Genomic DNA, 10856 nt, shown 5'->3' with positions numbered 1-10856 from the left:
GGTGCTTTGCCGACCCCTCGGATGTGAGCATGGCCGCCGTACCCCCTGTCAGGAGAATTGAGGACTCGGGGCGCTCGGTAAATGCGTAGGAACTACTCATGCCCACTCCCGGCAGGCCGTCTTTCCTTTGAACGGGAAGCGCAGTGTAAGTCCCGAAATGGCGAAATGCCGATCGAATACTTGGTGCTCGCGCAAAAAGGAGTGTGTTCATGAAGTTTTTACGAGCCGTCTCGGCACTGGTCCTCGCCGGAGGGCTGGTGATCGGCGGCGCGTCGGCCGCCCTGGCGGAGGAGCGGTCGCAGACCAGGCAGATCGGGCCCAACTACGCCTCGCGCGACTACTGGTACTGCCCGGCGGGCACCTCGCTCGGCACCTGGATCTTCCAGGCCGGCCCCAACCTGCAGATCAGCCGGGAAGGGCGGGCGGCCGCCAGTTCCTCGCACGGCGGCGGGTTCGGGGCCGACATCGTGAACCTGGCGAACTCGACGACGTGGATGAGCGTCACGTACACCTGCGAGGCCGTCGACGAAGGCCCGGCAAGCACGATCGTCCCGCTCGGCAACCACGACCTCGGCCCCAATGATCCTTACCTAGTGGTGGTGGCGCTCTGCCCGGAATCGCGTCCGGAGTTCGTCGAGCTCGCGGTGAGCGAGGATCGGCTTCCGCCGGCGGCGACGTTCTCCTATCGGAAGCTTTATACGGTCGGGGAACCTGACGGGGTGATCATCACGGTGGACAACGTGGCCCTGCAGCGAGGCGTGTTCAACGGAAGCCTCAGGTGCCGCCGCCTCTCGACCTCGTAAACCGCTCAGAGGACGGCGACGGGGGCCCGGGCACACCCGGGTCCCCGTTCTCCGGCTCAGGCGGGGTGGACGCGACAGTCGACGAAGGTCTTCGCCGAGGCCCCGATCAGGGAGGAGTTCCGCAGGAGGAACCGCGCGCGCTCGGGCTTGACGTCGACGTAGACGCTCATGGTGTAGGTGACGTTCGCCGGTACGCTCGCCCAGGCGCGGCCCACGTGGGGATGGCTGGCGGGGCAGATCAGGAACGAGCCGGCGTGACCGCCGTCGACGGTCGAGGGAGGGACGGTGATCTTCTGGGTGATCGTGATGCTGGCGGGCACGCAGATGTAGTCCGCGGCGATCTGGCCGGTCTGGCGGTTGCTGTCGTTGGAGGCGACCACCCGGAAGCCGTTGTGGTTGTTCCGCCACTCGAAGCCCCAGTGCGAGACGTGGGCCGACGATGAGATCGAGTAGGACTCGACCGCCTGGTCTGACGGGCAGGACCAGGTCACGTATCGCTGCTCCTGGGCGTTCAGGTGAAAGATCCCGGTGTGCGAGTCGGCGGAGGCCGGCTGGGCCGTGCCGGCGAGGCCTGCGGTCAGGGCGAGGGCGACGATCAGGTTTCTGAGGGTGCGCATGGTCACTTTCTCTTTCCGGTGGTGATGTGGGGTCCGCGCAGGATGGCGGACTCGTAGAGGGCACGGGGGGTGGCCGAGCCGGTGCAAAAGAGGGCGACCCGCAGTTCGTACTCCTGCTGGGTCATCCAGGCATCGAGGTGGTCGGCGCCGGCGAGGGCTGCGGACAGAGCGGGGCGGGCGTAGCCGACCTGCGACGCGCCCAGGGCGATGAGCTTTGCCGCGTCCAGGCCGGAGCGAACGCCCCCGGAGGCCCACAGCTCGATGGCGGGCGGCAGGATGGCGCGGGCCGGCAGGAGCGAGGTCGCGGTCGGCTCGCCCCAGTCGCGGAACGTCACGGAGGCCTCAGCCCGGACGGCGTCGCCGGACTCCCCCGCACGGGCTCCCTCTATGCGGCCCCAGTGGGTGCCGCCCAGGCCGCTCAGGTCAACTGCGGCGATGGGCAGCGAGGCGAGCTTGCCCAGGGCGCGTTCTCCGAAGCCGCAGCCGGTCTCCTTGACCACGACCGGGATGTCCGATGCCTCGGTGAGACGGCGCAGAGCCGACACGACACCCCGAAACCGCGGAGTTCCCTCGGGCTGGAGACACTCCTGCAACGGATTGAGGTGGACGGCGATCGCCCGCGCGTCCAGAACCTCGGCCAGGCGCACGATGCGCTCGGACGGAGACTCGGCGAGCTGGGCGGCGCCCACGTTGGCCACGATCGACAGGTTGGGGAAGTCCTCGCGGATCGTGCGCCACCGGTCGACGGTGAGGCCGGGGTCGTCGAGTTCCCGCCGCTGGGAGCCGACGCCGAAGATCCATCCGTGCCGCGCGCATCCCTCCGCGAGGCGGCGGTTGATCGCGGGGGCGGCGGCGTGGCCCGCCGTCATGCCGGCGACGTAGAAGGGGGTGGGCGATTCCCGGCCCAGGGCGCGGGCGGCGATACCGATCTCGTCGAAGTCCAGTTCGGGCAGGCTGTCGTGCGTCAGGTGATAGAGGTCCAGGTCGTGCAGACCAGTGGCCTCGTTGCGTTCGTCGAGTGCCAGGCGCAGGTGGTCGGACTTGCGGGTCTCGAAGGTCACGTCCGCGACATCGGGCATCGTCCCTCCCTAGGGCAGGTTCAGTTCCTTGCAGGCGATCGACGCCTTGCCGGGCACCGACCGGAGGAGGCGGTTGGTGAAGGAGAACTCGACCGAGTTCGGCTTGGTGTCCTCGTCGGCCTCCCAGCTCACCTCCGTGTCCTGTTCGTCGGGCCAGGCCGAGATCGCTTCCACGAACGGGTAGTCCTGCGGGCACTGGATGGTGAGCTCGGCCGTGCCGGGGAGGATCACCATCGAGGGCGGGATCCAGAGGGTCCGGGTGATGTTCTTCGACGGCTCCACGCAGTAGTAGTTCGCGAAGACCGCCCCGGCGTCGGGGCCGATGTTGGCGGCCGGGACCTTGAAGGTGTTTTCGTCCGTGGAGATGACCGGCTGCCCGAACCAGACGTTAGGGGTGCTCCGCAGCTCGAGGCCCCGGACCAGATGCTGCGCGGGGCAGGCAAAATCGAAATATTTGCCCTGCTCGTACGGCGGCACATAACGGGATTCGTGCTTCTCGACATAAGCGTGGGCGGGGGACGCGGTGACGGCCACAATCGTGGCGGCCATGATGGCGCCCAGGGACAAGGCTTTTCCGGTGGCCAATTTCGGCCTTTCGACAGGTGGCGTTTTCTCGGACACCGACGACCTTAGGAACGGTCGGCCGGAGATTGATGAGTAAGCGCTACCTATCCACGCCCAAGGCCGCCGCGAGTTCTCGCCGGGCCGTCACGCCGAGTTTCTGGTAGACGTGCTGGAGGTGGTTGTCGACCGTACGGACCGACAGGCCGAGCAGGTCGGCGATCTCCTTACTGGCCTTGCGGACGGCCAGCAGGGCGATCTCGGCCTCGCGCACGGTGAGGGCGGCGGTGGCGTGGCCCATGATCAGCAGCGGAGTGCGGGCGCCCTGGCAGCGAGACGCGGCGGCGGCGGACCGCTGGGTGGCAGCCTCGGCATGGCGTGCGTGGCCGGTGCGGCGGAAGATCACGGCCGCCATGGTGGCCGCTTCGGCGGCGAGCAGGTCGGCACCCACAGCTTCGAGGTCGTCAGCGCAGGTCAGCAACGCTTCAGGGTCGTCGGCCGCCAAGGCGGCGGACAAGGCGGCACGGGCCGGGGCCCATCGTCCGTCGCACTGCCCGGCCAGTTCGGCGAGCCGGGGTGTCACCTCCCTGGCCCCGCCCAGCCGGGCCACGTCGGTCAGCAGGAGCGCTTCCGAGGTGAGGTGACCGCTGGCGGAAGCGATGCGGGCGGCGGCGGTGAGGACGGCGCGGGCCTCCTCGACGCGGCCCCGGGCGGCCAGTAGCCACGCCCCGCCCAGGCGTTCCTCACCTGCCCGGTAGCCCATGGACCGGTAGGTGCGGGCCTCCCGCTCGGTGCTCTCGGCCCTGGTTTGATCCCCCAGGACGGCGGCGCACGCGGTCAGGCCCGACAGGGCCAGAGCCAACGCCCGGTAGTTGCGGTGGGAGCGGGACTGACCAGCCGACTCGGCGAACCAGCGGCGGGCGCTGCGTACGCGGCCGGCGAGCCATTCGGCGCGAGCCTGGTGGTAGGAGAGCCAGATCAGGCTGACCGGGTCGGGCCGCCGTTCCAGCAGGGTCCAGGCACGATGGCTGACTTCCCTGGCCTCGGCGAGGCGGCCGGCCTCGGTGAACGCCAGCACCAGAGAGATGAGCTGACCGGCGGGAGGCAGGAGCAGCGACTGGTCATCGAGCTCTTCGTGCACGGTATAGGCGTGCTCGGCCTGGCCGATCGCCTCATCGGTGTGGCCGAGGGCGGCCAGTGCGGCGGGGCGCATCATCGCGCCCATCAACCAGATGCTGACGTTCGCCGCCGCGCGGGGGTCGGGCCCGGCCTGCTGGAGCAGGTCCAGGCCGCGCCGGGGACTTCCCGCGATGGTGCGCATCCATCCTTCGTTGACGTCCAGCATGCGGCGTTCGGCGGGAGCCGTCACTTCGGCGCGGGCGGCCTCGTTGACGGTGAAGGCGTCGTCGGTACGGCCGTCGGCCCAGAACAGGCTCATGCTGCGGGCGAAAGCGACCTCCAGCTTCTCCCGGTCTCCGTCGGCGGCCGAAGCTGCCCTGGTAAGAGTCTGTTCCGCGCCCTGAGGGTCGCCGAGTTCGAACAACGACTCGCCAAGCAGCAGCAGGCTTCGCGCGGTGTGGGCGGGGGCGGGCACGGCCCGCAGCAAGGCGGTGACCTGTTCGTAGTCCCTGGCGTGGCGGGCGAGGGCGGCGGCCCGGATCAACAACGCGGGGTCGGCGGTTCCGGTGGCGGCCAGCCGCCAGGTGGCGATGTGCAGGGCGTCGTCCCGGCGGCGGGCTCCGTATCCCTCCACCCGGTCGGCCTGATCCACGAGCAGGGCGCGTCGGCCGAGAACCGGCATGGCGGCACGCAGCACCTCGCCGTACAGAGGATGGGCGAGGGCGGCAGTCACACGGTGTCCGTCAGGCAGGATGCGGACCAGGCCGAGCTCGCGCAGTCCGCGGAGCGCGCGGGGGGAGGCGCAGGCCTCGGCGTCGGCGAGGGACAGCGGCTCACACAACGCCAGCAGTTCCAGCGCCGGGCGGTTCCCGAGACCGGCGGCGGCCAGGCGCGCGCCGATGAGTTCGGTCAGCCGGGAACCGCCGGGCACCCAGGCGTCGGCCAGCCGCCAGACCTCGCCGTCCCCGGCGAGGTCTCCGGACTCCAGCGCACTGTGGACCAGTTCCCGCAGGTAGAGGACATTCCCGCCGCAGGCGGCGTAAAGCCGGTTGAGGGTACGCCGGTCGGCCGGGCCGCCCAGCGCGGCACGAAGGATCTCCTCGACCTGTCCGGGGGCGAACTCGGCCAGCCGGACATGGCTCATCCCACCCGCCTCTACCAGGGAACGGACCTCCTCACCCGCCTCCTCCCCGTTCCGCAGGGTGCCGATCAGGCGTACGACGCCCGCCGCCGCCAGCCGCGCCAGCAGCAGGGCCGAGGCCGCGTCCAGCAGGTTCAGGTCGTCGACCAGCAGGACCCACGGGGGCAGACCGTCGCCCCAGAGCGAGGCCGCCACTTCGGCGATGCCGGCAGCGGGGTCCGATAGGTCGGCCTCGGGGGGTAGGAGATGGGCGATCGCGCCCAGCGGAACCGCACCCGCCGCCGCGCTCGCCGTGGCTCGCGAGCCGCGGCATCCTTTGCGTACCGCCCTGGCCAGGCACTCTTCGGCGAGTCGTGACTTGCCAACCCCCGGGGGCCCGGAGATGACGATTCCGCCGGGCCGTTTGCCGAGCAGGACCCGGCTGATGCGGCCGAGTTCCTCGTCCCGGCCGACAAGAGGCCATCGCACCGGCCCCACGGCCACCTCCGTCCGCCCGGGCTGACGCGGCGTCGCGGCGCGACGACGTTACGCCCGGCTCCATTTCATCCGCCTCGCGCCGAGGCGGCGCATGAGTAAACGTTACTCATTTCCATCGGCCCCGCCCCACGGCGTATCTGAGTACCGGTTACTCGTGCCGGCGCACCAATGCGACGGCGTTAATTCCCAAAGGAACCGGGCGACTCCCCCGGAGGACGAAGGGAATGCGGAATGACGACTCGTCTGCACCGCGGCAGTGATTCGACGGAGTTGACCCGGACCGGCGGCAGGACCTATGCCGGAATCGGCCTGGACATGTTGTCCGCATTCGGAACCGCCCTCGGTTACAGCAGGGCGGGAATCGACCGGATGAGCCGGGATTTCTCCAGCATGCTGGCGGGCTGGGGCGACCTGCCCGTCGGGACCGGGCCGCGTTATCTCTCCGGCGTCGCCAACGACCACATGCCGATCGAGTTCTCGCTGGCCTGGACGCCGGACACAGCCAATGTCCGCGCCCTCATCGAGCCCCTGGGCGCGTACCCGACACCGAGGTCGGTGCAGGCGGAGGCGGCCCGGCTGGTGCGCGCGCTCGCCGTCAGGGAAGGGGTGTCCATCGGCCGTTACCTGGCGATCGAGGACGTCTTCCTGGACCGGGAGCCGATGTCGCCCTTCTCGCTGTGGCACTCCGTGGTGTGGGGGGATCGCACCACGCCCATGCACAAGGTGTACTTCAACCCGCGGGTGAAGGGCGACGGCGCGGCCCCGGAACTGGTCAGGCGGGCCATGACACGACTCGGCCGCAGGAAGTCGTGGCGGGTGCTGGAGACCGCCTTCGGCGGGTTCGCCGATCCCCGGGATCACCCCGTGTTCTTCTCCCTCGACCTCGTCGGGTCGCCTGACAGCAGGGTCAAGGTCTACTTCCGGCATGAGGGGATGACCGCCGCCCAGATCGACCGGGTGGACCCGCTGATGTCGTACGGGGAACGAGGGTCGCTGGCGGACGTCTGCGGCCGGGTGCTCGGGCACGCCGGGCCGTACCGAAAGGCCCCGATCACTTGCGTGACCTTCCGCGGTGAGGACGGGGTCGTGGACGAGGTCACCCTGCACCTGCCGCTGTCCCCCAACCTGCCCAACGACGCGGTCGCCGCCGACCGGGTGTCCGAGCTGATGCGGCACGCCGGAATCGATGACGCGGGATACCGTGCGGCCCTGGCCGCGGGCATCACCCGGCCGCTCGAACGGTCCACCGCGCAGAGCTGGGCCGGCTTCAAGAACGCCCATCAGCCCACAGTGACCGTCTACATCGGCCCGGAGGTGTACCGCCCATGACGGTGGCCCACCTCACCGACTCTCCGCGCATCCTGGAGCAGAGTGGGGTTCGACCCGGTGGGCCGATATTCAGTCGTTCCGCAGCGCCTCGGCCAGCGCCGGACGGCCAGCCACCCCGAGTTTCGCATACACCTGGTTGAGGTGGTTCTCGACGGTACGCACAGACAGGAAGAGCGCGCGGGCGATCTCCATGCTGGAGTGGCCGGACACCGCCATGGTGGCGATCTCCGCCTGCCGCGCGGTCAGCGGCGTGGCGCGCGGAGCCACGACCAGGAGCGGAGTGCGGCTCCCCTCGCATCGCGACAGGAGCCCGGCCGCCTGCTGGAGGGCGGCATTCGCCCGTCGTTCCTCACCCCGGCGGCGCCACTCGCCCGCGGCGGCCGACACGGCCTCGGCCGCCCACAGGTCGGCGCCCACGGCCTCCGCGCCGGCCGCGACCAGAACCAGGTCGTCGGGATCGCGAGAGGCCAGGGCTCGCACGAACCGGACCCGCACCCAGATCAGCTTCCCGTCGCCCACGTGGGCCAGCTCCTCCAGACGGCGTACGACCTCCCGGGCCCCGCCGAGCCGGGCGATGTCGGTCAGCAACCACGCCTCCGCGTTGACGTGCCCGGCGGCCCGCGCCTGCCCGGCCGCCTTCAGCAGAAGTTCCCGGGCTTCGGCGAGGTTCCCCAGGGCGGCCAGGTGCCAGGCCGTGCCCAGGGCGTCCTCGCCGGTGATCAACCCGCTCCGGGGATGGAGCCAGGCCTCCTCCAGGGCGCTCTGGGCGGCGTCGAGCTCGCCGAGCTGCGCCGCAGCGGCGGCGAGGCCGGTGTAGACCCGGTGCAGACTCTTCATGTGCCCGTGCGCCCTGGCGACCGCCGCCGCCTCGGAGAACCATCGCCGCGCCGAGGCCGGGCGGCCTGTCAGCAGGAACGTCCGGCCCAGGAAGGTGGCCATCCAGACCGCGCCGCAGCGCCAGACCGCCGGGCGGCCGGAGCGGCCCGGGCCGTCCTGCCGGGCGGCGCCCATCATCTCCTCGAAGCCGTGCGCGCCGGCCTCGACCGCCCGTGCCGTCTCTCCAGCCTCCGTCAGGGCGAGGACCAGGGCGATGAGCTGGTGGGCGGGCGGGGTCACCGGGGAGTGCGCGCTCACCTGGAGGTGGACGGCGTGGTGCCGCTTCGCCGAGGCCACGGCCTCCTGGGAGCGGCCGAGCTGGGCCAGGGCCACGGGCAACGCCCAGGCGCCCATCAGCCAGGCGTTGGCGTTCATGGCGCGCAGATGTTCGGGGTCCCTCTCCAGCTCGGCGAGTAGCCCGGCCGCACGGCCGGGTTCGCCGGAGACGGCGAGCACGGTGCCTTCGATGATCCTGAGCAGGCGTCTGCCGACCGGACCCCGGATCCGCGCCTCGGCCTCCCGGACGACCTGGAGGGCCGTCTCCGGCTGGGCCGCGATCCACAATAGGTTGATCACCCGCATGTAGGCGATTTGGAGCCGCTCCTCGTCGGTAGCGGTGTGGGCGTACGCCTCGGAGAGGATCTCCTCGCCCTCCTTCCAGCGACCGGCCTCGAGCAGTCCCTCGGCCCGCAGCACCTTGATCGGGAGGGTGCGCTCGGCCGGGGGCAGAGCGGCGGTGAGCTGAACGATCTGCCGGTAGTCGTTGGCATGCCGCGCCAGCACGGCGGCCCGCCTGAGCAGGTCAGGATCGGCCGTTCCCGTGGCGTCCAGCCGCCAGCCCGCCACCCGGAGCTCGTCCTCGCGGCGCCGGGCGCCGAAGGCCTCCACGCGGCCGGCCTGGGCCAGCATCAGCGTCGTCCGCCGCTCGGCGGGCATCTCGCCGCGCAGCACCTCGCCGTACAACGGGTGGGCCAAGGCGAGGAAGAGGCGCCGGCCGTCGGTGCCGGTCCTGACGATGCCGGAACGTTCGAGTCCGGTCAGGGTTTCCAGCGACGCGACCGCCTGGACGTCGGCCAGCGAAACGGGTTCGCACAGGGCCAGCAGTTCCAGGGCGGTGCGGGCGTCGTCGCCGGTGCCGGCCAGGCGGGCGCGCACCAGCTCGGCGAGTTGAGGCGTGGCCGCCGGTGCGGCCTGGGGGATGTCCCACAGCTGCCCGTCGTGGGTGAGCGCGCCGGAGGCCACCCCGCCGTGGAGCAGCTCGCGCAGGTAGAGTGCGTTGCCGCCCGAATGGCGGTGCATGCCGCGGACGGCGCGTTCGGACACCGGGCCGCCCAAGGCGGCCCGCAGGAACCGCGCGACGCCGTCATGGTCGAATTCGGCGAGGTCCACTCGTCGGACGGCATCGCCGCCGCACAACGTGGCGACGGCATGGCCGACCGGCTCTCCGGAGCGGATCGTCACCACGAGCTTCACCGCCCCCGCGTCCAGGAGTTGCCGGAGCAGGACGGCGGAGGCGGCGTCCAGCCAGTGCAGGTCGTCCACCATCAGCACCCACCGGCCCTCGGCCGGCTGGGTCAGCGTCTCGACGACCCGGGTGAAGTCACCAACGGGGTCGAGGCCGGTGCCCGCGGGGAGCAGGTGGGCCAGCGCCCCGAGCGGGACGGCGTTCAGGGACGGGCGGGCGATGGCCCGGCCGCACTGGAAACCGGCCTGCCCGGCCATGGCGAGGCACTCTTCGGCCAGGCGTGACTTGCCTACCCCCGCCGGGCCGTGGACGGCGAACGCGTGAAGGTCGTCGTCACGCAGGACGGCGGCGAACTGGCTCAGCTCGCGTTCACGTCCGACAACGGGATAGTCGGTTGAGGTCTCTTCAGCCGGCGCCATGGTGACCCTCGCGTCGAGGAGATCTCCAACGAGAGTAACCGGCCGCCGGAGGGACGCAAGGCGTCCGCGCCATCACATCCGGCCCGCCGCGAAGGTGATCCTCCGGTCGAGTACCGACTACTCAGGCCCCGCGTTCCGGCCGCCGTGAGACTCGGCGCAAGAGTTCGGATCGGAGGCACCATGACCCTGCACGTCGACCAGTACGACCAAGTGGCGGAGTCCTACCAGCAGGCCGACCTCGCGGCCTTCCGCACGCTCGTCGAGGCCCACTCCCTGCTCGACACGCTCGGCCCGGCCGACGGCCTGCGTGTCCTGGACGTCGCCTGCGGTGAGGGCTTCTACACCCGCCGGTTCGCCGACCTGGGGGCCGGCCAGGTGGTCGGGGTGGACTCCTCGGCCGAGATGGTCCGGCTGGGCCGATCGGCAGAGGAGGAGCAACCGCGCGGCATCGTCTACCACGTCCACGACGCGGCGCGGATGCCCGTGCTCGGCGAGTTCGACGTGGTCGCCGCAACCTACCTCCTGCACTACGCGGTGGACTTGGACCACATGCGGGCCATGTGCGACGCGATGGCGGCCAACCTGCGTCCCGGAGGCCGCCTGCTCACGCTGATCCCCAACCCGGCGATGGACCCGTCCGGGCCGAGCCCGGGCAAGTACGGCTTCTCCCTCGACTGGCCGCTCCACCCTGTGGACGGCGATCCTGCCACGCTGAACGTCGCCGTCGGCGGCTCGACCGTGTCGGTCTCCCTGCGGTACTGGTCGGAGCGGACCTACCGCGAGGTGATCGCGGATGCCGGCTACACCGACGTCCGCTGGCACCCGTTGAGGGTCTCCCCGGACGCCCCTCGCGCGTTCTTCGACGACTACCTCGCCAACCCGCACGCGGTGCTGGTCGAGGCCGTCGCGCCGGGCGGCGGACTGTACTGACCACGGAGGTCGAGTACATGGCGACACGGATGAACGTCCT

At 71.0% G+C, this 10856-nt stretch carries 8 protein-coding genes; 3 read left to right on the top strand and 5 right to left on the bottom strand.

Annotation, left to right across the window (positions count from 1 at the left end):
• The first annotated feature begins 209 nt into the window (after window positions 1–209).
• Window positions 210–803 (top strand): hypothetical protein, encoded by a 594-nt coding sequence (locus tag AW271_RS22995; RefSeq protein ID WP_157554526.1) that lies wholly within the window; start codon window positions 210–212, stop codon window positions 801–803.
• Between the two features lie 56 nt (window positions 804–859).
• Here the strand turns inward: AW271_RS22995 and AW271_RS22990 are convergent, their stop codons facing one another.
• The 4 genes from AW271_RS22990 to AW271_RS22975 form a co-directional block, all read right to left on the bottom strand.
• The gene (locus AW271_RS22990; RefSeq protein WP_062339450.1) at window positions 860–1420 is read right to left on the bottom strand and encodes a hypothetical protein; all 561 of its coding nucleotides are present in this window, start codon (window positions 1418–1420) and stop codon (window positions 860–862) included.
• Between the two features lie 2 nt (window positions 1421–1422).
• Window positions 1423–2499: a type 2 isopentenyl-diphosphate Delta-isomerase gene (gene fni, locus AW271_RS22985; RefSeq protein WP_063818074.1), complete on the bottom strand. Its 1077-nt coding sequence runs from the start codon at window positions 2497–2499 to the stop codon at window positions 1423–1425.
• A 9-nt stretch (window positions 2500–2508) separates the two neighbouring features.
• Window positions 2509–3048 (bottom strand): hypothetical protein, encoded by a 540-nt coding sequence (locus AW271_RS22980; RefSeq protein WP_157554524.1) that lies wholly within the window; start codon window positions 3046–3048, stop codon window positions 2509–2511.
• A 115-nt stretch (window positions 3049–3163) separates the two neighbouring features.
• Window positions 3164–5788, bottom strand: a complete 2625-nt coding sequence (locus AW271_RS22975; RefSeq protein ID WP_083977090.1) for a helix-turn-helix transcriptional regulator — start codon at window positions 5786–5788, stop codon at window positions 3164–3166.
• A 240-nt stretch (window positions 5789–6028) separates the two neighbouring features.
• Between AW271_RS22975 and AW271_RS22970 the strand changes: the two genes are divergently transcribed.
• Complete coding sequence (locus AW271_RS22970) at window positions 6029–7126, top strand: tryptophan dimethylallyltransferase family protein (RefSeq protein ID WP_083977068.1); 1098 nt, start codon at window positions 6029–6031, stop codon at window positions 7124–7126.
• A 69-nt stretch (window positions 7127–7195) separates the two neighbouring features.
• Here the strand turns inward: AW271_RS22970 and AW271_RS22965 are convergent, their stop codons facing one another.
• Window positions 7196–9886 carry an AAA family ATPase gene (locus tag AW271_RS22965; RefSeq protein WP_062339447.1) on the bottom strand — a complete coding sequence of 897 codons (2691 nt, stop codon included), beginning with the start codon at window positions 9884–9886 and terminating at the stop codon, window positions 7196–7198.
• A 180-nt stretch (window positions 9887–10066) separates the two neighbouring features.
• Here AW271_RS22965 and AW271_RS22960 point away from each other — a divergent pair, with 180 nt between their 5' ends.
• Window positions 10067–10816 (top strand): class I SAM-dependent methyltransferase, encoded by a 750-nt coding sequence (locus tag AW271_RS22960; RefSeq protein WP_062339446.1) that lies wholly within the window; start codon window positions 10067–10069, stop codon window positions 10814–10816.
• The last annotated feature ends 40 nt before the right edge of the window (window positions 10817–10856 follow it).

The sequence above is a fragment of the Herbidospora sakaeratensis genome (assembly GCF_001570525.1).
Classification (GTDB): domain Bacteria; phylum Actinomycetota; class Actinomycetes; order Streptosporangiales; family Streptosporangiaceae; genus Herbidospora; species Herbidospora sakaeratensis.
This window is presented reverse-complemented; position numbering and strand designations above follow the sequence as displayed.

What these genes read in the sequence shown, in the direction of transcription:
- AW271_RS22960 (WP_062339446.1), top strand. Translation starts at nt 10,067, where the DNA reads ATGACCCTGCACGTCGACCAGTACGACCAAGTGGCGGAGTCCTACCAG.
- AW271_RS22995 (WP_157554526.1), top strand. Translation starts at nt 210, where the DNA reads ATGAAGTTTTTACGAGCCGTCTCGGCACTGGTCCTCGCCGGAGGGCTG.
- AW271_RS22980 (WP_157554524.1), bottom strand. Translation starts at nt 3,048, where the DNA reads ATGGCCGCCACGATTGTGGCCGTCACCGCGTCCCCCGCCCACGCTTAT.
- AW271_RS22965 (WP_062339447.1), bottom strand. Translation starts at nt 9,886, where the DNA reads ATGGCGCCGGCTGAAGAGACCTCAACCGACTATCCCGTTGTCGGACGT.
- fni (WP_063818074.1), bottom strand. Translation starts at nt 2,499, where the DNA reads ATGCCCGATGTCGCGGACGTGACCTTCGAGACCCGCAAGTCCGACCAC.
- AW271_RS22990 (WP_062339450.1), bottom strand. Translation starts at nt 1,420, where the DNA reads ATGCGCACCCTCAGAAACCTGATCGTCGCCCTCGCCCTGACCGCAGGC.
- AW271_RS22970 (WP_083977068.1), top strand. Translation starts at nt 6,029, where the DNA reads ATGACGACTCGTCTGCACCGCGGCAGTGATTCGACGGAGTTGACCCGG.